Source organism: Lactiplantibacillus pingfangensis (assembly GCF_005404945.1).
GTDB classification, from domain to species: Bacteria; Bacillota; Bacilli; order Lactobacillales; family Lactobacillaceae; genus Lactiplantibacillus; species Lactiplantibacillus pingfangensis.
This window is the reverse complement of the sequence record NZ_BJDG01000008.1, coordinates 60133-85938: the sequence shown is the minus strand read 5'-3', so window position 1 is coordinate 85938 and position 25806 is coordinate 60133. Positions and strand designations below refer to the sequence as shown.

Genomic DNA, 25806 nt, shown 5'->3' with positions numbered 1-25806 from the left:
CCAATTAAGGTTACTGACAACTCATTTAGATTCATTTTTACCAATAGCATCAGGTCAAATCAATCGCATTAGTCCAAAACTAGAAGAATTTAATCGCATAGTGCTGATTAAAGGTCTGATTAGCCGCTAGCTGGTTAATTCCCATCTTGTGACTCAACTGGCCATCATGGTCAACGTTGTCCGCAATGCCCCACCATGGTTCCAAACAAACGAATGGTGCATCCGCGGGATATGGTGACCACATGCCCACGTAAGGAGCGTCTTCAATCGTCATCGCCACGCCATGGTCATCCAAATCAGAACTCAATTTCAAGGTCGTCGTTTGCCGATCTAGCCCTAAGATGACCGCATCGTCTTTAAAGAAGTCGCGTGTCAATGGTAATGGCTGACTCAAATCAAGCTCAGTCGCATTCGCCACATCGTTATACGGCGCCTGTAATGGGATATGTTGATACTTCTGCCCTGGCGTAACTGTGAGTCGATAATCCGTCAAACGCCCCGTAGACGACGCTAATGGCACGTTGAACGCGGGATGCCCACCGATCGAGAACAGTAAGTCATGGTTAGCTGGATTGTGGACTTCGTAGCCGACTGTCAATTCTTGGCCAGTTAACGTGTAATGCAAGCGTAGTCGAAACGCAAACGGGTAAATGGCACGGGTCTCACTACTATCCGTTAATTCCAAGGTGGCGCTCGTTGCCGTCTCCGCAACTAAGCGAAACTCATGATCGCGAGCAAAACCGTGTTGCCCCATTGGATAAGCTTGGCCAGCAACGGTATACTGATCATCCTTTAACCGACCGACAATTGGAAATAACACCGGTGCGTGCCGGCCCCAATATTTAGGGTCCGCCTGCCACATATATTCAATACCATCTGCTGATTTCACACTGCTGAGTTCAGCCCCAGCTTCATTGATCTTGACCGTGAGAAAGTCATTTTTTAATTCAACTGTCATTCACCCTGACTCCTTTGATTTAATTAAAGAATGTAACGACTGAGATCCTTGTCTTTAGCAATATTCCCAATCCGTTCATTGACGTAATTTTCTGTAATTGTCACGTCACCCATTTCCATATCTGGGCCTTCATATAGCAATTCTTCCAATAACTTTTCTAAGACGGTGTGCAAACGCCGAGCACCGATGTTTTGCGTTTCATGGTTAACCTTATAGGCAATCTCAGCAATCGCTTCGATGGCTTCGATCGTAAAGGTGACCTTGATGTTATCCGTGCCAATCAAGGCGATATATTGCTTGATTAATGCGTTCTTAGGTTCTGTTAAAATCTTGACAAAGTCTTCCTTGCTCAAGTCATCTAATTCGACCCGAATTGGGAAACGTCCTTGAAGTTCCGCAATCAAATCACTTGGCTTACTTTCAGCAAATGCCCCGGAAGCAATGAAGAGAATGTGGTCAGTGTTAATCGGACCATACTTGGTTGAAATTTGTGAGCCTTCGACGATTGGTAAAATATCCCGTTGAACCCCTTCACGTGACACTTCACCAGAGTTTTGTTGCCCACCACCAGTAATCTTATCAATTTCATCAATAAAGATAATCCCGGTATTTTCGGCCCGAACGATCGCGTCATGATAAATATCAGCACTGTTGACTAACTTTTCTGATTCTTCCTTGACTAAGATCTCACGCGCTTCTGAAACGGGCATTGAGCGCTTGATTCGCTTCTTGGGCATGATTTGGCCTAAAGTATCGCCTAAATCAATCCCCATCTGACCAAGCATGTTATTGTTTCCAGCCGCGGCTTGTTGGGGATCATCCATTTCAATCGTGACTTCGGAGTCTTCCAATAAGCCATTCTTCAGTTGATCGGAAACCGATAAGCGCGAGTTACGAATATCATCCGTCACTTCTTCATTATCGTTGTTGTCGGCTGTCGGCATTTGCCCCGTCTGTTGCATCTGATTAATCATGCTCATCATGCTTTGGAAATCATTACCATTTGACTTGGTTTGCTTTTTCTGAGCAGGCACGAGTAGTTTGACTAAGCGTTTGTCGGCTTCACGAACAGCAGATGACCGCACATTTGAGTAGGCCTGGGCTTTTTCCATTTCAATTGAAATATCAACTAAATCACGGACCATTGATTCAACATCTCGACCAACGTAGCCGACTTCGGTAAACTTAGTCGCTTCTACCTTAACAAAGGGCGCTTTAACAATCTTAGCCAAACGCCGAGCGATTTCAGTCTTCCCAACCCCGGTTGGCCCAATCATTAACATATTTTTCGGGGTAATTTCTTCTTGCATATCAGCTGACAATTCCATCCGCCGATACCGATTCCGTAAAGCGATGGCGACGGCTTTTTTAGCGGCGCCTTGACCAATGACGTAATTATCAAGGTCGGACACGATTTGTTTCGGGGTCTTATTTATCATTTCCATCGAGGTTGCTCCTTTTTATAATTCTTCTGAAATAACGTTGTGGTTCGTAAAGATATCAATGTCACCAGCCAAATTGATGGCGGCTTCAGCAATTTCTTTAGCACTCATGTCTTTAGCGTGATCTTGCATGGCACGGGCAGCCGCTAAGGCGAAGTTGCCCCCTGAACCGATCGCTAAAACGTCGTTATCTGGACTGATGACTTCACCACTCCCAGAAACCAGCAACATCTCGTCCTTATTCATGACGATGAGTAAGGCTTCTAACTTTTGCAGTGCCTGGTCACTCCGCCATTCTTGGGCAAGTTCAACGGCCGAACGTTGTAAATTGCCAGAAAACTCGTTAAGTTTCTTTTCAAAACGTTCTTCCAAGTTAAAGGCATCCGCGACACTCCCAGCAAAGCCGACGACCACTTCATTATTATAAATCCGACGGACCTTGTGAGCCGTGCCCTTCATGACGACCTTTTCACCCATTGTGACTTGGCCATCGCCGGCCATCGCATTGTGACCATTTTGACGGACGGCACAAATTGTAGTTGCTTCAAATTTTACTGTCATAAAAACGCTCCTTAGTTATTTCCGCGTTGCGCGGGGAAAAAAGTTTCGATAATCTTGTTGTAAATGTTCCTTAGTCACGTGCGCATAAATTTGCGTGGTTGATAGGCTCGTATGACCTAATAGTTCTTGGACGGTCCGTAGATCCGCCCCATTGTTCAACATCTGAGTGGCGAACGTATGCCGCAACATATGCGGGTGGATATCCGCCGTTAAACTACTTTTCTTCACCAGCTGATTCAAGACGTATTCCACGCCTTTACCCGTAATTGGTCCGCCGTGACGATTAATGAACACCGTTTGATGGACTTGCTCATACTGGGCCATCACGGGTGTCCGGCAACTCTCAAAATACTGACGCAGGGCATGGGCGGCATAGCGACCAAACGGCACATAGCGCTCCTTGTCACCTTTCCCACGAATCAACATCATTTTAAGATCGAAGTCGACGTCTGCCAGTTGTAAGTTCACACACTCACTCAGACGAATGCCGGTGCCATACAACACTTCTAACAGCGCGGCATTGCGGGTGCCCATCACTGAATCATCTGCATAGACGGTCTTAAATAAGACGTCCAGTTCTTTTTGATAAAAGAACCGCGGCAAGCGTGGCGCGTGCTTTTTTAATTGCACGTACACGAACGGATTCAACTTAGCGAGATCATTTTTCACGAGAAAGTTGTAAAAGGACCGGAGACTGGACACCTTACGCGCAATCGAGTTACGCGTTAAGTGCCGGTCATAGAGTGAACTCAAGTAAACGTTCACATCCAAGTGGTCAACTTTAGTATACGCTTTGGCGCCGCCATTCGCCGCTAAAAAATCGTGAAAGGCTTGAATATCTTCATGGTAGGCCTCAGCGGTTTCTTCTGAATATTGACGCTCCACGCGGATATACTTTAAAAATAAGTCTAATTCAGATTCTGCCAATCAAAAAACCTCCATTCGTTGCTACTTTAGCAAAGTCTGGAGGAAAACACAATTAAGTATCCTGATTATTGGTCAACTTTAGTCAAATTTAAGGCATTGGCTTTAAATGCCGTGAGTTCTGTTAAGGCCCGTTCCGAGACTGCCGTATTTCGTTCCCGTTTATCCCGAATCCGCTTAGTCAACTTGGGCACAATCCCGAAGTTCGCATTCATCGGTTGGAAATTGTTGGCATTGGTGTGGGTGATGTAGTGGGCCATGGCCCCCATCATCGTGTCTTCAGGGAAGACCACTGGCGTTAAGCCTAATGCCAAACGCGCGGCATTGATCCCCGCCACGATTCCACTGGCGGCACTCTCAATATAGCCTTCAACCCCGGTCATTTGTCCAGCGAAGAACAAGTCCGGCCGTTGCTTCGTTTGATAAGTGGGTTCCAGTAGTTTCGGAGACTTCATGAAGGTGTTGCGATGCATGACACCATAACGTACAAATTCAGCATTTTCAAGTCCTGTAATCAGACCGAAGACGCGTTTTTGTTCGCCCCACTTGAGATGCGTCTGGAAGCCAACGATATTATACAACTCACCAGAGGCATCGTCTTGCCGTAACTGAACCACGGCGAATGGTTGCCGGCCCGTCTTAGGGTCTTCTAATCCGACTGGCTTCAAGGGTCCAAACAGCATCGTTTGACGACCACGTTGTGCCATGACTTCAATCGGCATACAGCCTTCGAAGACATCTGAATTTTCAAAATCATGCGCTTCGGCCATTTCGGCATGAATCAAGGCGTCATAAAAGACATCAAATTCTGCCTCAGTCATCGGACAGTTGAGGTAGGCAGCCTCACCACGATCATAGCGTGATTTCAAATAGACTTTGTCCATATCAATTGACTCTTTTATCAAAATCGGCGCAGCGGCGTCGAAGAAATGCAGATCATCTTCTTCGTTGAACGCTTGAATCGACTGCGCTAACGAAGCCGCTGTTAGTGGGCCAGTGGCAACCACGGTAATCCCTTCAGGAATCGTCGTGATCTCTTGGTTAATTACTTCAACGTTGGCTAAGGCCGTAATCTGATCCGTAATCTCTTGTGAGAAGGTGTCTCGGTCAACTGCCAGTGCCCCACCGGCTGGGACCGCATGATGTTCCGCGGAACGCATCACGACGGAGTCTAGCTGACGCATCTCAGCCTTTAACAAGCCAGCTGCATTACTGAGCTGGTTCGCCCGTAGTGAATTCGTACAAACTAACTCCGCAAATTGAGGCGTATGATGGGCCGGGGTCATTTTTGTCGGCCGCATTTCGTAAAGCCGCACATTGACGCCCATGTTCGCAATCTGCCACGCGGCTTCGGAGCCAGCGAGGCCCGCGCCAATTACATTAACTGTTGGTATTGATGCCATCCAGAATTCCTCTTTTCATTTAACAGTACCCTTGATAGTACTTGATGCTAATCATACCGGAAATCCCGGTCTGATACAAATAAAAGCGTTACCAAGGATTGGCTTTTAACCGAACCTTAATAACGCTTCACGTTTAATTATTTTTGCACATTTTCTTTGTAATCGCCGTTAGGACACAGGACTTGCTTACCGCCCTTGACCTTCTTCTCAACTAAGAAGTGACCATCTTTTGGACAATCACGACCGATTGGCTTATCCCAAGAAACGAAGTCACATTCTGGGAAACGCGAACAACCATAGAAAAGCCGGTTCTTCTTTGATTTCCGTTCAATGACTTGTCCCTTTTTACATTGCGGACAAATGACGCCAATTTCTTTGACGATTGGCTTCGTATTCCGACAGTCTGGGAAACGCGAACAGGCAAAGAACTTACCATAGCGTCCCATCTTAACTACCATCGGCGCACCACAGAGTTCACAGTTGAAGCCGGCAAGTTCATCCTTGATTTGGATTTTCTCCATGCCTTCTTCAGCCTTAGTAACTTCCTTTGAAAACGGCTGATAGAAGCTATCGACGACTTTAACCCAGTCTTCTTCGCCTTCTTCGGTCGCATCCAATTGTTCTTCCAGTTTGGCGGTAAAGCCAACGTTGACGACATCCGGGAAATATTCCAAGATGATGTCGTTGACAATTTCACCAAGTTCAGTCGGCACAAAGCGCCGCGCCTCTAATTTCACGTAGTAGCGCCGTTGAATCGTATCCAAGGTTGGGGCATACGTGGATGGGCGTCCAACTCCATTTTCTTCCAACGCCTTAATCAAGTTGGCTTCGGAGTAGCGTGCCGGTGGCTGAGTGAAATGTTGTTGTGGATCAGTCTTGCTGAGCTTGACCACATCGCCCTCGGCTAAATCAGGCAGCACGTTATTCTTTTCCGTCTTATCATAAATCTTCGTGAAACCGGCAAATTTCGTTTTCGACCCATTGGCCCGGAATTGCACGTCATTTTGATCAATCGTAACGGCCATCGTGTCTAAGACTTCTGGGGTCATCTGACTGGCAACAAAACGTGACCAAACTAATTGGTACAAACGGAATTGATCTTTCGACAAGTAGTCTTTAATACTTGCAGGCGTCCGGAAGACGGATGACGGCCGAATCGCTTCATGGGCATCTTGCGCGCCTTCTGGTAACTTGCCTTTGACCGGCTTCGTCGCGGCGTATTCGGCACCATATTCTTTGTGCAAGAACTGTGACGCTTCATGCTTGGCAATTGAGGAGATTCGGGTTGAGTCGGTCCGCATATAGGTAATTAACCCGACGCTACCTTCTTTACCACCAACGTTAATCCCTTCATACAATTGCTGGGCCGCCATCATCGTCTTACGCGTCCGGAAGTTTAGCTTACGGTTCGCATCCTGTTGCATGGTTGACGTCGTAAAAGGCGGTGCTGGGAAACGTTTCCGTTCCTTCTTGACGACTTTAACCACGTCAAAATCGCCTTTGCGATCGAGTTGGCCTAAAATCTTTTGAACGGCGTCATTATCATCTAACGGTTGTTTCTTCCCATGGGTGCCATAGAAGCTCGCCATAAATTTCGACCGGCCCTTTTGGAACTCACTTTCAATCGTCCAATATTCCTGCGGTACGAATGCTTTGATTTCTTTTTCACGTTGGATGATTAAATCTAACGCAATTGATTGTACCCGGCCGGCAGAGAGACCTTTTTTGACCTTCTTCCACAACAATGGACTGATCGAATAACCGACTAATCGGTCTAGGATTCGACGCGCTTGTTGGGCATCGACCAAATCCATATCAATCGAGCGTGGTTCCTTGAAGGCATTCTTAACCGTATCCTTCGTAATTTCGTTGAAGACCACGCGGTTCTTATCTTTCGGGTCTAAGCCCAATAGGTAAGATAAGTGCCAGGCAATGGCTTCACCTTCACGGTCCGGGTCAGATGCGAGATAAACGGCTTTGGCCTTTTTTGCTTCACGGCGTAACCCTTTAATCACATCACCCTTACCACGAATCGAAATGTAGTGGGGATCATAATTATTGTCGACATCGACACCCATTTTACTTTTTGGTAAATCTCTAATATGACCTAAACTGGCCACGACCTTATAAGAACGGCCTAAATATTTTTCAATCGTTTTTGCTTTTGATGGTGATTCGACGATCACTAATTTTTTCCCCGTTTGTCGAGTGCGCCGCTTCGTTGCGGTCTTCTTGGCTGGTTTTCGGGTACTAGGCTTCTTTGTTGCCGCCTGCTTGGCTTTGGTTGTACTAGCAGCCACTTGATCAGCTCCTTACGCTTTTGATCATGATTATTTGGGGCATTTGCTCTTGCAAATCCATGTAATCATATTTCAAAAGTTAAGTCTTGTCAAATTTTGTGATAAATCTCTTCTATTATATGTCGCGAATTTAGTACTGGTTTGGCTCCCGCTAAGATTAATTGATTACAACCAACGGACATCGGGGCATCAATTGGACCGGGGACTGCTAAGACATTGCGGTTGTTTTGTAACGCCAAGTTGGCCGTAATTAAGCTCCCAGAATGTTCACGGGCCTCCACGACAACCAGTGCGGCACACAAGCCGGCAATGATCCGGTTACGCTCCGGAAAGTGGTAGCGAGCCGGTGCACTGCCGAGTGGATACTCACTAATTAGTAAGCCAACCTGACCAACTTCTCGTTGTAAGTCTTTATTTTGACGTGGATAAACCACATCCAGCCCCGTCCCAATCACCCCAATCGTGGGTAACTTAACCCGTAGCGCCTGACGATGGGCACAACTGTCGGTGCCGTGTGCCAACCCACTAATAATCGTAAGCCCACTACCTGCCAATGGCTCCAGCAACTGTGCCACACAACGCGCGGCATACGGACTCGCTTGGCGCGCACCGACGATTGCTAACTGCGGTGTCGCCAGCAATTGGCGTTTTCCTTGCAAAAATAACACTAATGGTGGCTGGAAGCTTTCCATTAGTGTTATGGGATAATCAGTATCCAAGATTGTTAAAATTTGTAATTCCTGATGACGGGCCACGGCCTGATTAAACCGCGCACTCTCCCAGTCCGCACGGAACCGCCGCGCATCCGCAGTCGATAAGTGAGCCGCCTTAGTCAGTTCGGCAACGGTCGTTAAAACCCGATGCTGTCGTAAACAACTGTGTAACACTTTTGCCATCCCAGCATACCCGATTCCCTCGGCCAAGTGAAGCCGAATCAATAAACTCCGTAACTGCATGTGTTGTCACCTCTTTAAGGCACAACTACGCAAACGGGTTTATTCTGCGTCTCGCACCGGTGAAAAAGAATGGCGATGGATCGGGGTCACGCCTAATTCTCGTAAGCCTGCCAGATGTTTCGCGGTACCATAACCCATGTTATCGGCAAAATCATAACCGGGATAGACTTGATCGTACATGACCATCAAGTGGTCACGGGCGACCTTAGCCACGATACTCGCCGCGGAAATGCTGGCGCTCTTAGCATCACCCTTAATTAGCCGATTTTGCTGAATGGGTAGCGGAATCTGCATGGCGTCGACTAGCAATAACGTTGGCGTGACCGTCAAATTTTCAACGGCCTGGCACATCGCCACCCGCGTTGCTTCATAAATATTTAGGCGATCAATCGTTGGCGCATCCGCCACACCGAGACTCACCGACACTGCCTCCGACAAGATCTTGGGCATCAGTTCGGCCCGCTTTTGGGCGGTCAACTGTTTAGAATCATTGACCTCAACCAGGTCGAAGTCACGCGGCAAGACCACGGCGGCCGTAACGACTGGCCCGGCTAATGGCCCACGACCAACTTCATCAATCCCGGCAACATATTGCCCACCAGCCTGCCAAAACTCGCGCTCTAAAGACATATGTTGATTGAAACGTGCCAGTAATTGCGCTTGTTTTTCGGCCCGTTTCAAATAGCGTCGATACGCTTGTTGCACACCTTTACGCGGATCGGCTTGAGCTGCCTGCAGCACAGCATCACTCGGCTGCACTGCCAATAAGCGCTGATAGTCCGCCACGGTATACTCAGGCATCTGGTTGCGCCCCAGTCAAGTCTAAAGTAAAGCGGCCTAAACGCCCTTTACGAATATCTAGTAAGAACGCCACACAGAACCGTTCCCAGTCATCGCGCATCCCAACATTTTGAGTCATTGCAACGAGTAGCTCCGGTTCGCTCAAATCGAGTTGATCGGGGGTCACATGGTAACGGGCGACCAACTGATCGGGATGATACGTTTTAAAGAAGGTCAAGGCATACAGCGCCACGTCATCATTCGGATAGATATTTTCCTTGATGGCACCCGTGACCGCTAACTTAGTGCCCACGATTGGGTCCTCAAATTTAGGCCAGAGAATCCCTGGTGTGTCTAAGAGTTCCAATTTTTTGGACGCTTTCAGCCATTGCTGACTCTTCGTGACACCGGGACGGTCACCAACTTGGGCGATCTTCTTATTCACGATGTGATTCAGTAAGGTTGATTTACCAACATTGGGTACCCCAACGCAAACGGCACGAACCGCCCGATTCGTAATGCCGCGCGCTTCAATCTTGGCGATTTTGTCAGCCAACATTGTCGTCGCCGCATCCGTAATCTGTTTAGCCGTATTACGATTACGTGAATCGACCGCAATCGCCACTTGCCCTTGGGCCTTATAATGGGCGACCCAAGCCGCAGTCATTTGTGGATCAGCGAGATCCTTCTTCGTCATGATGACGAGCTTGGGTTTATTTTTAATGACTTTTTCAATTGCTGGGTTCCGTGAAGCTTCAGGAATCCGCGCGTCAACGAGCTCAAAGACTAAATCGACCAAATGGAGCTTATCCTCCACCTGATGAATCGCTTTAGCCATATGTCCGGGATACCATTGTATATTTGCCATAATGCTTCAATTCCTTTCGTAGCAAGGGTTTGACACCCTTGTTTTACTGTTTTTCTGTCTTGGGGACACTTTGGGGACACTTTTTCGCTTAAAAAAATGGGCTAACTGTATATGACCCCCTCTGACTAATGACCATAAATCCGCCTTAATACACGTTGCCGACTCATACTTTTCTCAGCTTGGGTTGCCCGTAACCTAACAGGACGTTTATCCCGCGCGTTTCATTAACACAGATCTATTTGAAAAAACTAATGAGATATCCGATGGAACCCCACTTAAATTCCAAATTAGCAGTTTCTATTTTAACACATCTCTTGATTAACCACGCTGTCTTTCAGCATTGACCGATATGATCAGTGCGATCATTTTGCTGCTGGGCGGCTAAAAATCACACTGAGAATCATTTCCGTTTCGCAGTAATTTGGAACATAAGTGCTGATACGCTCCTGAACTGTCATTATCAATTAAGTCATCTCTGCACGCTGACATTAGCGCAAAAGTGTGCGGGTTCATTCATTAGTTCTCTGGAAATAACGATGCTTCATCAAGCCTGTACATAATTGTGTACAAATATCCAAACTTGGTTTATACTAGCGTTATCAATATAGAAGGAGGCGTCGCAATATGACCATGAGTATTTCTGCAACTAGTGTTAGCGATTTTCGAAAAAAGTTTAAGGCTTATGCAGATGATGTCAGTGATTTGAATGAACCATTAATCATTACTCGCCCCAAACAAAAAAATGTCGTCTTAATTAGCGAGCAAGATTATAATTCGCTTCAGGAAACCAATTATTTACTCGCCACTTCAGCTAATCGCGATGCGCTTCAAACCTCTCTAGATCAACTCAATCGTGGTGCTGGACATGTACTAACACCAAAAGAATGGGAGAAAATCCAGCATGACGAAAGCGATTAATATTGTTTTCTCACCAGTTGCTTGGAACGAGTATCTAGCCTGGCAAACAGAAGATAAAAAAACGTTGAAACGCATCAATAAACTAATTAATGAGATTAAAAGGAAACCTTTTGAGGGGATTGGCAAACCAGAACCTTTAAAATATAATCTGGCTGGCGCATGGTCACGACGTATCGATGACCAAAATCGACTTGTTTATCTCACGACTGAATCCAGCATCAAAATTGTGCAGTTAAAATACCATTACGACTAACACGCTCAGCCAAACAAACGCAATGTCGTAACTGACTAAAAACAGAACCATCGTAATAGCCATTAGCACGCCTATAAACGGCATTCTAGTGGCTATTTTTTGTTAAGTCCGATACAATCTCGCTTCATCAGCCAAGCTGACGCTTAACTGACTACCAATCACTGTTTAAAGACAGTAAAAGAACCGTGACAACCGCCACGATCCCTTTACGCTAAAAATACGAACTATTCTGACATCAATTTCAACGCAGCATCGTAAGCCTTGTCGTTGTCACTGATTTTAGTGGCTAATTCCGTTTCCAGCTTCGTTAATGTATTCTTGTCAACGTTGCCAGTCACCTGGATATTAGCATGTTTTTGATAAGCCTTCACAGCATCCGTCGTTGAACTTCCAAAGTAACCGTTGACCTCATCCTTGAAGTAACCCATCTGAGCCCCGCCAATCACTGTTTAAAGCCACTAAAGGGGCCGTGACAACTGACACAGTCCCTTTGCTGTAACAACACTACTGATAATACCCCTATCGTTAGTGCTGAATGCATCATAATGCAAGGCCTATTTATTTACTTAATTTGTTTTGATAATAGCTGGCCTAAGCAAAATGTGATTGATTACCAACCAGCTATGAAATCACCGACCAAATTAAAAGCGGCACTCGTGATGTCAACCTTCATCACGAGGACCGCTACTAGCAGACAAGAAAAGTTTAGAACTAAAATTTCTGATTAACACTTATCGTTGAACCAACTTCAAGATTTCCAGCAATTCTTGAACAACTGCGTAAATTTCAAAAGAATTGCACTGATTCCTGCCTAATAACTAATTTGATACTTGAATCATACTCAGATTTAATCTTTCTGACGTTCTCTTTCTAAAACTTCACTAACATTAATTGTTGGTAACAGAAACGCCGGATTTTCGTTTGAAGCTAATGTCAAATTTGACATTAGCGTTCTAACATAGGGATACAAGATGGCAACAGCATTTTGTTTGATAAATGTTGTGATTCCGAAATCATCCTTATCTTCTTCAGGAATATATTCGAATTCTCCTTGAATAGAAACGCTGGCCTCAAATGGCATACGCTTATCTTCTAGCGAGCCGGCTGTCACTTCCAAAGTAACGAAAATAGTCTCATCCTGAACTTTATCATGTTCATGAAGTTTGGGTTTTAGACTTATTTTACCATTTTCATTCTCAAATTTTGAATTCTTTCTATAAATCATGTCATTAACGACATAACCTTTAAATTTTAAGACACTCATTAGGCCGCCTCACTTATTGATGTTTTTGGGGATTCCAGAGAGAAATCGTAGTTCATATTGTTCTCAATACTATATTGGAATGCCATATTTTGAACCAAATCAGCATCCAAAGCAATTTTTTTATTTAACTGATCTAGATCGTTAGGTTCATGTAGCATAGGCAATTTACCATTTTTATTCATGTAATTACTTACCATTTTAAAGAAATTTTCCTGTTGCGGCGTTTGCACTCGCAAATTATTTATTAACTGGGATAACGTGGATAGGCCTAAGTTCGCATATGCTGAAAAGCCACGTAAAGACTTACCAGACACATCAATTAGTTCTTTTATCTGATTCGGCGTCATGTACCCTTCAACTTTTCTATAAGCATCGAAATCCCGCTGATTATTGGCCAGGGGCGCTTCAAAATCTGACCACAAGTCACCATAACTATCCATCCAGTAATAATGATAAACATAAATATCATCACGATTTCTTACGCGTACTTTTTTAAGCTTTTTTACGCCGGTATACCATTCTTCAGTTTCAAGCTCTTCATTGTAAATTTTTTTATTTTCGCCTGCTCTAATCATAATAATACCTCCAAAAGGTGCCAATCATTGAAACGGAAAATACAATGGCCGTTCTGCTTCATGTATCGAAATCCACATGACAAGTCCATTTGCATCCGGCCTATCCTGAAACTTTAAATAACAATCTATATCTGAGATTGTTAGGCCAAATATCCAGACATTCCCCTGACGATGCCGGCGACTAGTATCTGCCATTGGCCCAGAACTATAATTAATCCAAGTCAATCTTGAATAAATCTCGTTGAGTATTTCTTCTTGAGTCACGGCCAAAATAGAAACTAATTGTTCATTTTTTTCACGTGCTGAAACGGCCCATTTTTGCCGTCTGCTTTTTATGTTTCTGACAATTTCACGTGCGTCATCCTCAGTAGTCATTTCAATTATAACCCACCTCGATCTGATTCTCTTGTATTATATTACCATATCTGTTTTTCACAGAAAACAATATTACTTCGATATCAACGCCTAATAATTGATCAAGAACCATAGTTATTCAATTGGTATTTTGAAACTTCAGTATCTAAGTCCATTAAACCATAGTTTTTACGAATGTTTCTAAAATAGCCATTAGATTACTACACCCCACCCGTGAGCAGCAAAAAGTGGTGCCACTCGCCACGAATCAACAATCGACACCACTTATTCTTTGAAAATCTAGGCTTTTATCCGAAATTTTTAATTACAAAACTATTCTGACATCAATTTCAACGCAGCATCATAAGCCTTGTCGTTGTCACTGATCTTAGTGGCTAATTCCGTTTCCAACTTCGTTAACGTGTTCTTGTCAACGTCGCCAGTCACCTGGATATTAGCATGTTTTTGATAGGCCTTCACAGCAGCCGTCGTTGAACTCCCAAAGTAACCATTGACGTCATCCTTGAAGTAACCCATCGCTTTCAAGTATTCTTGGAAGGTCTTCACATCATCGTTAACCTTCCCAGCCTTCAAATCGTCTGGTTTACTGATGACCGTCAAATTGGCGTAACTTGGTTCAGTGGCTTTGACATCTGGTGTTAAGCCCTTCTTGTTGATCCAAGTGCCATCTGGGGTTAACCATTTGGCAACGGTAATCTTCATTTCGGTCTTATCATTGAAACTCGTCACCGTTTGGACGGTCCCTTTCCCGTAGGATTGTGACCCGACCAACTTAACCCCCGCAGACTGTTGTAAAGCCGCAGAGAAGATTTCAGCTGCCGAAGCACTCCCACCATCAATCAACACTGTCGTTGGCTTGGTGACTTTGTAGCCGCCGTCGTACTTCTTACCAGCAACATATTTTTCGGCTTGGGCACCACGGGTTTGAACTTGCATGATGGTCTTGCCGTTCTTCACAAACATTGACGCCATCTTCAAGGCCGCCGTCATCAAGCCACCAGGATTACCGCGCATGTCAATCACCAACTTCTTGGCACCTTTTTTATCCAGTGCCTTTAAAGCGGTCTTAAATTCCTTGGCAGTATTCGTTGAGAAGGTTGAAACGGTAATATACCCAATCTTCTTGTCGCCACCGACCAATTTATAATTAACCGTCGTGACCGGAATCTTCGCCCGTTTCAAACTAATCGTGAACGTCTTACCCGCCCGTTCAATCTCTAGTGAAACCGATGTCCCAACTTTCCCACGCATCAAGTTAACGGCTTGTGTCAGCGTCTTACCCGCAATCGACTTACCATTAACTTTCTTGATGATATCCTTGGGCTTCAAACCAGCCTTTTTCGCCGGGGTGTCCGCAATTGGTGAAATAATTTGGATATAACTACCAGACTTTTGCACTTGCGCGCCAATGCCTGAGAAGGAACTGTCAATGGTGTCATTCAAGCTCTCAGTTTCACTCTTATCCATGTACTCCGAGAACTTATCACCTAGCGAACTGACCATCCCATTGATGGCCCCGTTCGCTAACTTATTAGCATTGACGGGTTCATAGTAGTTATCACTGATCGTCGCATAGACCGATTGAATTTTTTTCATGGCGCTATTGGTCTGTTGCATACTGTTGATTTGCTGCGTCACGGCACGGCCTAAAACCCAGTAAGTCCCGCCAATCCCGATAACTAACGCGACCACGACTGAAATAATGTACGTCCATAAACCGACGCGCCGCTTGGCCTTTTTAGGTTGAACGGGTGGTTGTTCCGCTTTTGTTGGTTCTGTTTGCTTTGGTTGTTCTGGCATGCCAGACTCCTCTTTCCTCACTAAATTGGCTTAGGCTTCACTCGCCAAATAGGCCTGCCAGCTGTCATCGAAAATCGTCATTGATGGCAAATAACCAGCATTTAATTCTAAATATTGTGACACCTCGTGAAAATCCTTACTCTGCTTCGGAAATTGTGGATCGAAGAAGGCGTTGTTGGCAAACTCAGCCTCACTCTCCGTGCTGTCAGGGTTCCGTTGGGTCATTAAATATTGATAAAACGTTTTGTGCATGAACACGCCTCACTTAGTTAGTCTTGGGAATGTGCATTTCAAAATTAAATTCGTTTTTGGCGATATCTAATTTATCGACACTAAATCGCACATCATTTTTCCCAACGATTTTATTCAAATATAAATTAATCGTCTTATTCTTAGCACTCAATTTTGCCCACTTTGGCAGCTTGTAATTATTATTAATATAATTAATCACAAAACTGATTGGCAACGACATTGTCCCAACGGATAGCTTCGTGGCCTTCAGTGAAATATTCCCATCGCTAATCACGGTCGGTTGCATCGTAATGACAAACGAGACATTTTGGCCTAAGACCTGCGTCGTACCAAGTAAGTAGGCTGCGTCAGAACGGACCACAAACCGATACTTTAAATCTTGACCTTTTTGCAAATCCGTCAAATAATAATCTGCCAACGCATTGAGCTGTTGCCGATTCATTTTGATTGGGACACTCGCGGCATCCGTCGTCTTCGTGCTCGTCACTAACTGGGCTTCAGTTGGGGTCCGAAAAATCTGACTGCCAACATACGCACCGCCACCTAAAACTAGGGCTAGTAAGACAATGGCCAGCCATTTCCAAAAATTAACGGGACCCCGGGACTTTTTGGGTGCCGGTTGCGGTTGCTTCTCCGCCCGTTTTGCTTCTCTCATCTTAACGCCCTCCTTACTTTTTAATCAACCAAGCGTCATGTGCCAACATCGTATTGTAAAGCTTGGTCGTAAAGACGTGATAACCACGCTTATTTGGATGGAAGTTATCACTATTCGAAATCAAGTCGTTATCTTTGGATTCAGCCGTCAAGGCCGTCCCCAAAGCTTTCGAATTGGTAATCTTCGTCAAATCGGTATTCGTTGAAGACTTCTCGAGTTGCTTGATCTGTGCAGCCGTCTTATATTGGCCATGTGACATCGCCGTATTAATATCCATAAAGTAAGCATGCGGATAACTCGCCAGCGTTGTTTCAGTCTGATGATTCCACTGATCGACATATTGGGTAATTGCCGTGACATTTGGGAAATTCACATAGATTGGATTATAGATACTAAAGACAAAGATCGACGCATTGGCATTTAAACTCTTCAACTTATCAAATAACTTTGTCAACTTCTGGGCATACGTATTTTGGGCCCGTGTGACCGTCGCATCATTTTTGGTCGTATTATTGGACGTAATCGACCCTTCTAAAGTTTGCAACAAGTCATTGCCACCGACTGTCACCGTTAAGACATCTGCTGCCGCAATCTTGGCTTGCAAAGCCTTCGACTGATTGATTCGAGCTAGGATCTGATCACTACGGTCACCAGATTTGCCGGCGTTGGTCGTTGAAACCGTCAGCTTTTGCTTGCTCGTCAACATTTGCTTAATCTGACCAACATAACCGCCTTCAGCTTCGTCACCGACACCTTCCGTCAAAGAATCTCCGACGGCAACCAACTTAATTGATTTTTTATGCGCGACCGTTGGCTTCTTGGCCGTCGTTTTTTTAGTCTTTTTGGTCGTTTTTTTAGACGTCGTGGTGGTTGTTGTTGCTGGTGCTGGATGTAACACATGATTCAAGCCCCAAAAAGCACCACCACCAACGATTGCCAAGACGAGCACAATTTTAACAACTTCCCATACTTTTCGCATGCGATCCAACAACCTTTCTTTTGGGGTTAACTTAAAATAAGGAGTCTGGAATAACACCCAGACTCTCTTTTGGTTCCGACGATGATCGCCAAAACGTTTAACAAAAGGCACGGATGCAACAGAGCTACGGGAGCTAAACGATTGAAAGGCTCCAATCATTCAGTTCCTAGGTTATGCTCAGTAGCACCCCTGCCTTTTCCTTTAGTTCTATTCGCTTTTAAAACGACCGCTCTTTAAGCCGGTGTCTGCGTGTGATATTCCACCGCAAATGCTCCAGGACCACCATGGGTTGCAATAATTGGTACGGTTGGTTGAACACTCACTTTAAGACTTGGAAGTGCCGCTTGCAGCCGTGCTTTGTATTCTTCAACCCGTTCCGTTGCCCCAACGTGTGAAATCGCCACTTCAACGACATTGGGCGTGTTAATAATTTCGTCAATGACCTTGTCGAAGAACTTGTTAATCGCTTTGACGCCGCGCCCCTTCATCTTGACGTCGAGCGCGCCATCATCAACTTCCAAGGCGATTTTGACATTTAACAAGGTACTAATCGCACCGGTGATCCGACTAATTCGGCCACCTGCAACCAAGTTATTTAAAGTCATCACGCCCATGAATAACTTCGTATGCGCTTGGGTCGCATGTACCATCGCAACCACCGCATCCTTGTCAGCACCCGTTTGCGCTAATTTGGCAGCGTTCATTACTTGAAAGGCCATCGCACGATCGGTCGTCCGGGCGTCAATAACCGTGACATCTGTCTTAGTAATCGATGCCGCTTGTTCAGCAGTATGCACGGTGCCAGAAATGGCTTCGAGCATATTGATGCAGACCACCGCCGAACCATCAGCGCCTAATTTATCAAAAGTTTCAATAAATGTGCCTAGGGCCGGCTGACTAGTCTTCGGTAACGACTTAGCGGTCGCCATTTTTTCGATAAACTCATCGCGAGTAATCGTTTCATCTTCAATATAAATTGTGCCATCGATCATGACGGATAGCGGAATTACCGTAATTTCATATTTTTCGATTTCGGCGTCCGTTAAATTTGCCGAAGAATCGGTCACAATCTTGATTTTCGTCATACTTTGCCACGCTTTCTTATATCTGTAATGTTTACGGAACCATTACAATAAAATTAATGATTTTAGTATAGCAGAAATAGCCGTTAGTTTCACTGTTACTTCTCGATTTAACGCCGTTGGTAATCGGTAAAACTAAACGTCCAGGGATTCTGATCATCAGCGGCAACCGTCTGCTTAGCCGTGACTTCCCATTGTGTATAATCAATCGCCGGCATCCAAGTATCGCCGTCAAAGGCATGTTGAATCTGCGTTTGGTATAACAGATCAGCCTGTGGTAAGACGGCCGCATACACCGTTGCGCCACCAATCACAAAGATCACCTCATCCGGTTGCTTGGCATTCAAGGCCCACAAGTCGTCGAGCGTCTTAAATTGTTGCACCCCCGCCGGCAAGTCTAAGGACTGATGCGATAAGACAATGTTTTGCCGCTTCGGCAACGGCCGCTTAAAGCCGGCAAAGGTCTTGCGCCCCATGACGACTGTATGATGACTCGTCAGGGCTTTAAAACGTTTGAGGTCGGCTGACAAGTGCCACGGCATTTGTCCGTTGGCACCAATCAGGCCATTTTCATCTTGCGCCCAAATTAAGGCAATCATGACGCCCTCCTAAATGGCAACCGGCGCTTTGATGGCCGGTGCCGGGTCGTAACCGACGAGTTTAATATCGCGCATTTGATAATCAAAAATGCTTTGATGATCACCGCTCAATTGTAGCTTAGGCGCGGCCTTTGGCGTCCGTTGCAGTTGTTCCTTAATTTGATCGACGTGATTCGTATAAATATGTGCATCGCCCAACGTATGCACAAACTCACCAACTTGGAGACCAGTCTCCTTCGCAATCAATGCTGTCAATAATGCATAGCTGGCAATGTTAAAGGGTACTCCCAAGAACACGTCACCAGAACGTTGATAGAGTTGACAGCTCAGCTTGCCATCCGCCACATAAAACTGGAACAAGGTGTGACAAGGTGGCAACGCCATGCTGGGCACATCTTCTGGATTCCACGCTGAGACAATTAAGCGCCGTGAATCTGGCGTCTGCTTGATCATGTCAATGACGTTGGCGATTTGATCAATCGTCTCACCACTACGCGTCTGCCAATGCCGCCACTGGGCTCCATAGACATCGCCTAAGTTGCCGAATTTAGCAGCAAAGTCATCATCGTTCAAAATTTGATCATCAAATTGTTGCATCGTCGCTTGATACACTGGCTTGAAATCCGGGTCATCTAAGCGACGATGTTCAAAATTGGTCATGTCGGGTCCTTGATAAGCTGGGCTAGTCACCCAATTCTTAAAGGCCCATTCATCCCAAATATGATTATGATGTTTTAATAAAAACTGAATATTGGTATCCCCATGCAAGAACCACAACAATTCACTTTTAATTAAGCCAAAGGGGACTTTTTTCGTCGTCAGAATCGGAAAGCCATCCGCGAGATTGAATCGCATTTGAGCCCCAAAAAGACTATAGGTTCCAGTGCCAGTCCGGTCATCTTTGTATGTCCCGTGATCCAAAATATCGCGGGCTACTTGCAAATAAGGTTCCTCTAACATTCGACAGACATCCTCTCATTAATCGGCATATTGACTTAAATAATCCCAACGATCCATTTTTTCATCAATCGACTTTTCGGTTGCGGTTAAGTCTTTTTGTAAATCAGCTAGCTTACCATAATCACTGGCATTATCAGCCATTGCAGTTTCAAGTTCACTTTTATGATTATCTAGGCCTTCAATGACACTTTCGATCTTGTCATATTCAAGCTGCTCAGCATAAGTCAACTTGACCTTTTCCTTCGGTTTCTCGGCTTTGGCCGTTGTTTTTTCTTCAACTGGCTTCGACTTGCTGGCCGCTGGCTTAGCGGCGGTTTTTTGATCCTTCAAATAGCTTGAGAAACGCCCGGCATAACGCTCAATATGGCCCTGACCATCAAAGATCAACAGCTTCGTGCCCACTTTATCCAAGAAATAACGGTCATGAGACACGGTAATCACGGTCCCAGCAAAATTCGCTAAGTAATTTTCAAGCACTGTTAACGTGCCAATGTCTAAATCATTCGTTGGTTCATCCAGCAAGAGCACATTCGGTTGTTGCATTAATAATTTGAGCAAGTAGAGCCGGCGTTTTTCACCACCAGAGAGCTTACGGATTAGCGTGCCATGCATTGACCGTGGAAACAAGAATTCTTCCAACAGCTCAGTGACCGAGACCCGTTCCCCTTGTTTGTTCAAGACGTTTTCACCAATTTCTTGCAAATAAGTGATAATCCGCTTATCGCCTGGAATTGGTTCTGTTTGTTGGGTATAGTAAGCCATTTTGACCGTTTCACCGATCATGACGGTCCCTGAGTCAAGTGGCAACCGTTCAGCAATCACATTCAGTAGACTGGATTTACCGGCACCATTGATCCCAGTAATCCCAATCCGATCATTCGCTTGGATCAACATTGAAAAATCATTCAAAATAGTCTGATTGTCAAACTTTAAACTAGCATTTTTCAGTTCGATCACTTTTTTACCTAAACGTTGCTGTCCAAGTGAGATATCGACATCGCTATCAACTTGCAACGTATTTAGGTTGTCCTTTAAATCGTTGAAGCGGTTGATCCGACCTTGTTGTTTCGTACTGCGGGCCGGCGCACCCGCTCGCATCCAGGCCAATTCTTTTTTATACAACTGTTGTTGTTTGTGCTCGGCGGTCACGTCACGAGCGACCCGCTCGGCTTTCGCCTGAACGAAAGCTTGATAGTTACCGGTATATTTATACAACGCACCGAAAGATAATTCAAACATTTGGTTGGCAACTTGATCCAAGAAATACCGATCATGCGTCACGACCATTAAGGCGCCTTTATACGCCGCCAAGTATGTTTCAAGCCACTCGATTGAGTCAAAGTCCAAGTGGTTGGTCGGTTCATCTAACAATAATAAGTCAGGTGACTGAATCAACACTTGTGCGAGCCCAACCCGTTTCCGTTGACCACCAGACATCGTTTTCACCTGCTGGCTCAAATCGGTAATGTGTAGTTGGGTTAAAATCGTCTTGACATCACTTTCAGCGGTCCAAGCATCTTCTTGGTTCATCATCGTTTCTGCGTCCATGTAGGCTTGTTGTGCCTGTGGATCTTCGGGATGTTGCCCATAGACCGTCAAGGTTTGTTCATAGTGCCGAATCGTTCGGAAAACTTGTTGACTACCCGCTAACACTGCATCAATCACGGTCAAGTTTTCGTCCAAATCAGGCTGTTGTTTCAAATAACCAATTTCATAATTTTTGGGCATGACTAGTTCGCCAGCTTCTGGCGTCGTGATGCCTGCTAGGACATCTAACAAACTCGTTTTGCCAGAACCGTTGACGCCAATCACGCCGATCCGGTCATGTTCATTAATGATAAATGAAATGTCCTTAAATAGTGTTTTCTCACCGTATGTGCGGGTCAGATTTTCTGCTCTTAATGTTTGCATCTTCTACGATCCACCCTTTTGTCATCATTGCACTTTTTGTACTTGTGTTGTGTACTATTTTCCGCCTACCGGTTGCGGGCTAAAATGCTGGAACGCCATGGGCCGTTTTGAAGCCAAAAAGCGGTCTTCAAAGCCAGCCTTGGTCTAAGTCCGGGAAAACCCACCCGCACTAAGACCAATTTCATGGCTGAGCATTTTAGCCCCCAACCTCTCGGCTAGATTTGCGCTGGCAGTCAATGTCATCTGAAAAAAATAGCTCAGAGACACCTTTTATCTCAATCGGTGGGTTTACCTCCCTAGTTAAATTCTCGCTTGGAGGACCACATTTTAACTTCCGACCGGCAGGCGGCATTAGAACAGTTTATACACTAATACAAAAATGCATCATTACGTTCTATCTTAGCTAGAATTCACTAAAAACACAACTCACAACCGTGCAACATTATTTTTTTGCAACAAAAAACTTGCGGCCAATATCGACCGCAAGTTTTCATTTGATTGAAACTTATTTTTGATCACCGTAAACATCTAAAACCGTGTTTTCAGCATCAACAACTAAATGTAATAACCCATCTGATGATAATGAACTCGTTTGGTAGACATTATCTAAGCCATCAACATCCTTGGCTTTGAATGGCAAGTAAACTTGTTCACTGCCACGTTCGTCACCGAATAAGATATCAACTTTTTCAATATCTTGGAAATGAGTCACCCGTTCGAACATCCCACTGGTAACGGATGCCAAATGAGTTGTATCAGGATCAACGGCGTCAGCATCTGGTTCAAATTCAGCCTTAAATGACTTGCAAGGATGAATAATCGTCATCTTACCACCCTTGATTCGGCCATAACTGGTCGTAACCCGGCTAATCCAAAGGTCGGAAATGTCTTTATGATTAACGACCCAAGTATCACCATTGCGGAAATAAAACTTTAATGCTTCTAATGCTCTATCCATATATGATCACCTCATTGAAGAATTAGTTTCATCTCAATCGTAACAGATTAACAGAAAATATCAATTATTTTCTGTATCCGCTACCATCCTTGCAAAATCAAGTAATTTTTCAGGCTCATTTGGCACTTGGCTGGTCACTACGGCCACTAACAGTTGGGCCAAAACAGCGCCCATTTGTGGTCCTGGTTGCACAATTTGTTGTTTAAGTAAGTCACCGCCATTAATTGCCAGCGCATGCTTATCTTGAATCGGCAATGCCGCATAAGCTGCCACCAATTCTGACTGTGGCCGGCCAAAGCCTAACAAGTTCGCGACCGTATTAGCCGTTTTAAGCGCCGCTGCCCCCGCCTTGAATAAAGTCATGGGTGCAAGCGTGGCATCACGCTGTAGTGCCCGCATGACCGTCCAAGCCGCCGTGACGTGGTCAATCAACTCATTGCTCGTCTTCCAAGCCTTCAACAACTGCTTGATTGCGGCTTCATCTGGCAATGCCATCAACCAAGCTTGCAGCGTCCAGGTACTTTCGATGCTGTCCAACTGCCACGCTGGTAGCGCGATTAGTTTTTCTAGCATCGGTAACTGCGTCGCCATCTTAGGCATGTAGCGGTACAGATCAGTTTGAACCAACGCCTGTATGCCACGATCCGGACATTGCCCCATCAACAACTTTTCCCATTCAACCCGAGTACGCTCAACCGCGATTTTCGATAACAGTGGCGCGTTATCCGCAATCGCTTGTTTCGTGGCAGGTTCAATGTTAAATCGGAGTTGACTAGCAAAACGAACCGCGCGCATCATGCGTAATGCATCTTCATGAAAACGATCTTCAGCAACGCCAACGGCACGAATGACTTGGGCCTTTAAGTCAGCGAGCCCATCGAATAAATCAATGACTTCGCCATTCGCTCGCATTGCTAACGCATTGATCGTAAAATCACGTCGCTTCAAGTCTTCCTTTAATGAACGAACAAAGGTGACCTGATCAGGGCGTCGAAAGTCTTGATAGCCGGATTCCGTCCGAAACGTCGTGGTTTCATAACCGTTACCGTGATCTAAAATCATGACGGTCCCATGTTCGATCCCGGTGTCAACGGTTCGTTTAAACAGGCCCTTGACTTCGGCTGGAAACGCACTCGTCGCAATATCCACATCGTGAATCGGTTTGCCTAAAATGGTGTCCCGGACACTCCCACCAACAAAGTAAGCCTCATAGCCGGCCGCTTCAATCGTCTCGATAATCGGCTTGGCTTGTTCGAACTCAGTCGGTAATGGCGTCAAAATCATAGTAAATTCTCCAAGCCAATGAAGAGTTCATGATACTGATTAATTTTTTCAACCGCGACCTTCACACCAGTCATGAATGAAATCCGGTCATAAGAATCTTGGCGAATCGTCAAGCCTTCACCGGGACCACCGAACATCACTTCTTCATGGGCAACTAAACCAGGCAAGCGCACGGCATGAATCCGCATCCCTTCATATTCTGCACCACGGGCGCCTGGGATGGTTTCGGTAGCATCGGGGTTGCCTTGTTCTTTCGGCTTGCGCACTTCAGCAATCTTCTTAGCCGTGCTGATTGCCGTCCCACTAGGTGAGTCGATCTTGTCATCATGGTGCATTTCAATGATTTCAACATCTGGGAAATACTTAGCGGCTTGCTGTGCAAATTGCATGAGTAAGACGGCACTAATCCCAAAGTTAGGTGCGATTAGACCACCAACTTGTTTGTCCTTAGCGAGCTTTTGTAACTCTGCGACTTGTTCATCGGTCATCCCGGTCGTCCCAATCACTGGTGAAATCCCATGATTGATCGCAAATTTAGCATTTTCATAAACCGCCGTTGGAATCGTAAAATCAATCCAAACCGTTGCATCTGTTTTGATGGCGTCTAAATTATGGAAAGCAGGCACATCTTGACCTTTAAAACGATCATCTTCACCCAAGTTGCGATCCTTACCGCGGGCATCAAAAACCCCGACCAAGTCAAAATCAGCATTATCAATCACCATTTGAGCAGCCGTGCTACCCATCCGACCATGATAGCCGGCAACTATTACTTTAACCAAATTAATTTCCTCCTCAAATTTAACTGTCTCAGTCAAAAAAACTGCGTCCAGTTAATTTATCACTATTATAGTTTAACAGATAACCACGCATTGGTTAATCGTCAACCTTTCATCGTAAAGTTTTCCTCGTTTTTTTCTAAATTTATTATCGAGTGGGTCGACTTCCGCCTACCGGGGGGGGCGTTTGGGGCTGGAACGCCATGAACCAGTTTTGAGCCAAAGGGCGGTCTCAAAAGCTGGTTTTTGACTAACCGCGGACAAAACCCGCGCTAAGTCAAACGCCACGGCTGAGCCCCAAACGAAGCCCCCTCACGGCTAAGAACGTGCATTGTTTCGAAAGATCAGCCACCTAAATTTCTTAGACAGATACCCACCGGCAAACAATCGACAGTTAAAAGTAGTCGACACAACAGACCATTTCATCTGTGGTGGTTGGACTGACAGATTAGTGCTTGAAGGTTGAAAGGACAAAAGGGCTCGTAAACACGGTCACATAGGCAACCGCTACTTCCCAATTAGTCGCGATCCCGCTCCGGCAGACGGACATCGCTGTGCTATGGTGGGACAGTGATTCTACCGGCCTCCGCTAAACCTAGCCTAAAAACAGTTAAATTAGCTGGAAGTCGCCGCTGATCCCATCGGTCGTGACCGTGGCGTTGGGTCGGCATGTTTCTCGCCGGCGTTACGCCACGGACGGTCCGGGACACTTGCGATTTTGGCAAGGGTTCCGGGCGAGGGTCAAGACGTTCCTCAGGCTTGCCCCGGTCCCACGGCCGCATGTGATCAGTGGCGACTGGAAGCGGCCCTAATCATTGGACATAGCGGTAGTTACTAACGATTTTCGATTTTGATCTTACAACCTTCGTTAGTGCAACAACTGTGATAAATTTACAGTTTAACGCGTTTAAACGACCCTTTCTTACCCCAAATAAAAAGGACTACTAGTCACACTAGCAATCCTAATTTA

The 25806-nt window shown here is 45.4% G+C and carries 26 protein-coding genes; 2 read left to right on the top strand and 24 right to left on the bottom strand.

Annotated features, from left to right (window positions below; translation table 11 throughout):
* Nucleotides 1–79: 79 nt before the first annotated feature.
* The 9 genes from FFM74_RS05385 to ylqF form a co-directional block, all read right to left on the bottom strand.
* Nucleotides 80–958, bottom strand: a complete 879-nt coding sequence (locus FFM74_RS05385; RefSeq protein WP_137625609.1) for an aldose 1-epimerase family protein — start codon at nucleotides 956–958, stop codon at nucleotides 80–82.
* A 23-nt stretch (nucleotides 959–981) separates the two neighbouring features.
* The gene (hslU, locus tag FFM74_RS05380) at nucleotides 982–2403 is read right to left on the bottom strand and encodes an ATP-dependent protease ATPase subunit HslU (RefSeq protein ID WP_137625608.1); all 1422 of its coding nucleotides are present in this window, start codon (nucleotides 2401–2403) and stop codon (nucleotides 982–984) included.
* A 15-nt stretch (nucleotides 2404–2418) separates the two neighbouring features.
* Nucleotides 2419–2961 (bottom strand): HslVU peptidase proteolytic subunit, encoded by a 543-nt coding sequence (gene hslV, locus FFM74_RS05375; RefSeq protein WP_137625607.1) that lies wholly within the window; start codon nucleotides 2959–2961, stop codon nucleotides 2419–2421.
* 15 nt (nucleotides 2962–2976) lie between these two features.
* The gene (xerC, locus tag FFM74_RS05370) at nucleotides 2977–3888 is read right to left on the bottom strand and encodes a tyrosine recombinase XerC (protein ID WP_137625606.1); all 912 of its coding nucleotides are present in this window, start codon (nucleotides 3886–3888) and stop codon (nucleotides 2977–2979) included.
* A gap of 65 nt (nucleotides 3889–3953) precedes the next feature.
* Entirely contained in the window at nucleotides 3954–5288 is a 1335-nt protein-coding gene (gene trmFO, locus FFM74_RS05365; protein ID WP_137625605.1) for a methylenetetrahydrofolate--tRNA-(uracil(54)-C(5))-methyltransferase (FADH(2)-oxidizing) TrmFO, read from the bottom strand.
* A 137-nt stretch (nucleotides 5289–5425) separates the two neighbouring features.
* Nucleotides 5426–7588 carry a type I DNA topoisomerase gene (gene topA / locus FFM74_RS05360; RefSeq protein WP_137625604.1) on the bottom strand — a complete coding sequence of 721 codons (2163 nt, stop codon included), beginning with the start codon at nucleotides 7586–7588 and terminating at the stop codon, nucleotides 5426–5428.
* Between the two features lie 89 nt (nucleotides 7589–7677).
* Nucleotides 7678–8544, bottom strand: coding sequence for a DNA-processing protein DprA (gene dprA / locus FFM74_RS05355; protein WP_137625603.1), 867 nt, complete (start codon nucleotides 8542–8544; stop codon nucleotides 7678–7680).
* A 39-nt stretch (nucleotides 8545–8583) separates the two neighbouring features.
* Nucleotides 8584–9345 (bottom strand): ribonuclease HII, encoded by a 762-nt coding sequence (locus FFM74_RS05350; RefSeq protein ID WP_137625602.1) that lies wholly within the window; start codon nucleotides 9343–9345, stop codon nucleotides 8584–8586.
* On the bottom strand, nucleotides 9338–10192 hold the full coding sequence (ylqF, locus tag FFM74_RS05345) for a ribosome biogenesis GTPase YlqF (RefSeq protein WP_137625601.1): 855 nt from the start codon (nucleotides 10190–10192) through the stop codon (nucleotides 9338–9340). The genes FFM74_RS05350 and ylqF overlap by 8 nt, the downstream gene beginning before the upstream one ends.
* Nucleotides 10193–10816: 624 nt before the next feature.
* Here ylqF and FFM74_RS05340 point away from each other — a divergent pair.
* Entirely contained in the window at nucleotides 10817–11110 is a 294-nt protein-coding gene (locus FFM74_RS05340) for a type II toxin-antitoxin system Phd/YefM family antitoxin (protein ID WP_137625600.1), read from the top strand.
* Complete coding sequence (locus FFM74_RS05335) at nucleotides 11094–11363, top strand: Txe/YoeB family addiction module toxin (RefSeq protein ID WP_137625599.1); 270 nt, start codon at nucleotides 11094–11096, stop codon at nucleotides 11361–11363. The genes FFM74_RS05340 and FFM74_RS05335 overlap by 17 nt, the downstream gene beginning before the upstream one ends.
* Nucleotides 11364–11587: 224 nt before the next feature.
* On the opposite strand, the gene FFM74_RS05330 is transcribed toward FFM74_RS05335, so the two are convergent.
* The 15 genes from FFM74_RS05330 to dapB all read right to left on the bottom strand — a co-directional run bounded on the left by FFM74_RS05330 (nucleotide 11588) and on the right by dapB (nucleotide 24839).
* Entirely contained in the window at nucleotides 11588–11791 is a 204-nt protein-coding gene (locus FFM74_RS05330; RefSeq protein WP_137625598.1) for a peptidoglycan-binding domain-containing protein, read from the bottom strand.
* A gap of 419 nt (nucleotides 11792–12210) precedes the next feature.
* Complete coding sequence (locus FFM74_RS05325; RefSeq protein WP_137625597.1) at nucleotides 12211–12627, bottom strand: protein-export chaperone SecB; 417 nt, start codon at nucleotides 12625–12627, stop codon at nucleotides 12211–12213.
* Complete coding sequence (locus tag FFM74_RS05320; RefSeq protein ID WP_137625596.1) at nucleotides 12627–13202, bottom strand: transcriptional regulator; 576 nt, start codon at nucleotides 13200–13202, stop codon at nucleotides 12627–12629. Before FFM74_RS05320 ends, FFM74_RS05325 begins: the two co-directional genes overlap by 1 nt.
* Before the next feature lie 24 nt (nucleotides 13203–13226).
* Complete coding sequence (locus tag FFM74_RS05315) at nucleotides 13227–13577, bottom strand: hypothetical protein (RefSeq protein WP_137625595.1); 351 nt, start codon at nucleotides 13575–13577, stop codon at nucleotides 13227–13229.
* Nucleotides 13578–13889: 312 nt separating this feature from the next.
* Nucleotides 13890–15377, bottom strand: coding sequence for a S41 family peptidase (locus FFM74_RS05310; RefSeq protein ID WP_137625594.1), 1488 nt, complete (start codon nucleotides 15375–15377; stop codon nucleotides 13890–13892).
* A 30-nt stretch (nucleotides 15378–15407) separates the two neighbouring features.
* Nucleotides 15408–15629 carry a YozE family protein gene (locus FFM74_RS05305; RefSeq protein ID WP_137607135.1) on the bottom strand — a complete coding sequence of 74 codons (222 nt, stop codon included), beginning with the start codon at nucleotides 15627–15629 and terminating at the stop codon, nucleotides 15408–15410.
* 13 nt (nucleotides 15630–15642) lie between these two features.
* On the bottom strand, nucleotides 15643–16284 hold the full coding sequence (locus FFM74_RS05300) for a YpmS family protein (RefSeq protein ID WP_137625593.1): 642 nt from the start codon (nucleotides 16282–16284) through the stop codon (nucleotides 15643–15645).
* Nucleotides 16285–16297: 13 nt separating this feature from the next.
* Nucleotides 16298–17263, bottom strand: coding sequence for an SGNH/GDSL hydrolase family protein (locus FFM74_RS05295; RefSeq protein WP_137625592.1), 966 nt, complete (start codon nucleotides 17261–17263; stop codon nucleotides 16298–16300).
* Between the two features lie 233 nt (nucleotides 17264–17496).
* A complete protein-coding gene (locus FFM74_RS05290; RefSeq protein WP_137625591.1) occupies nucleotides 17497–18348 on the bottom strand; it encodes a DegV family protein in 852 nt (283 codons plus the stop codon).
* A 107-nt stretch (nucleotides 18349–18455) separates the two neighbouring features.
* A complete protein-coding gene (locus FFM74_RS05285) occupies nucleotides 18456–18944 on the bottom strand; it encodes a dihydrofolate reductase (RefSeq protein ID WP_137625590.1) in 489 nt (162 codons plus the stop codon).
* A gap of 9 nt (nucleotides 18945–18953) precedes the next feature.
* Nucleotides 18954–19904 (bottom strand): thymidylate synthase, encoded by a 951-nt coding sequence (locus tag FFM74_RS05280; protein WP_137625589.1) that lies wholly within the window; start codon nucleotides 19902–19904, stop codon nucleotides 18954–18956.
* Between the two features lie 18 nt (nucleotides 19905–19922).
* The gene (locus FFM74_RS05275; protein WP_137625588.1) at nucleotides 19923–21815 is read right to left on the bottom strand and encodes an ABC-F family ATP-binding cassette domain-containing protein; all 1893 of its coding nucleotides are present in this window, start codon (nucleotides 21813–21815) and stop codon (nucleotides 19923–19925) included.
* 505 nt (nucleotides 21816–22320) lie between these two features.
* Nucleotides 22321–22773: a hypothetical protein gene (locus FFM74_RS05270; RefSeq protein ID WP_137625587.1), complete on the bottom strand. Its 453-nt coding sequence runs from the start codon at nucleotides 22771–22773 to the stop codon at nucleotides 22321–22323.
* Between the two features lie 60 nt (nucleotides 22774–22833).
* A complete protein-coding gene (locus tag FFM74_RS05265) occupies nucleotides 22834–24057 on the bottom strand; it encodes a CCA tRNA nucleotidyltransferase (RefSeq protein ID WP_137625586.1) in 1224 nt (407 codons plus the stop codon).
* Nucleotides 24054–24839 carry a 4-hydroxy-tetrahydrodipicolinate reductase gene (gene dapB / locus FFM74_RS05260; protein WP_137625585.1) on the bottom strand — a complete coding sequence of 262 codons (786 nt, stop codon included), beginning with the start codon at nucleotides 24837–24839 and terminating at the stop codon, nucleotides 24054–24056. Before dapB ends, FFM74_RS05265 begins: the two co-directional genes overlap by 4 nt.
* Between the last annotated feature and the right edge of the window lie 967 nt (nucleotides 24840–25806).